The sequence below is a fragment of the Mediterraneibacter sp. 210702-DFI.5.30 genome, assembly GCF_020560115.1.
GTDB classification, from domain to species: Bacteria; Bacillota; Clostridia; order Lachnospirales; family Lachnospiraceae; genus Mediterraneibacter; species Mediterraneibacter faecis.
In genome coordinates this window covers 1-229 of sequence record NZ_JAJCME010000200.1, presented here as the reverse complement: position 1 = coordinate 229, position 229 = coordinate 1, and the positions used below count along the sequence as shown (strand labels likewise).

1 protein-coding gene is annotated in these 229 nt (G+C 49.3%); it reads right to left on the bottom strand.

The window, feature by feature from the left end; translation table 11 throughout:
• Nucleotides 1-229: class I tRNA ligase family protein (locus LI126_RS15245; protein WP_227165753.1), on the bottom strand; the 229-nt coding region annotated here is incomplete at both ends.

Sequence of the window (229 nt, the reverse complement as noted above, 5' to 3'; positions counted from 1 at the left end):
CCAGACCAGGTTCCAGGAAGTTCTTGAGCATTTCGTTCATCCGCGTATGAGGCTCGATAAAGTCAGGGTGCTCCTTGTAGTAGTTCATCAGCCAGTCCGCGTATTTGCTCATCTTAAAGAAATAGGACTCTTCTTTGACCAGTTCCACTTCATGACCAGATGGCGCCTTGCCACCGATTACGTTGCCGTTTTCGTCACGGTAGACCTCAGCCAGCTGACTTTCCGTAAA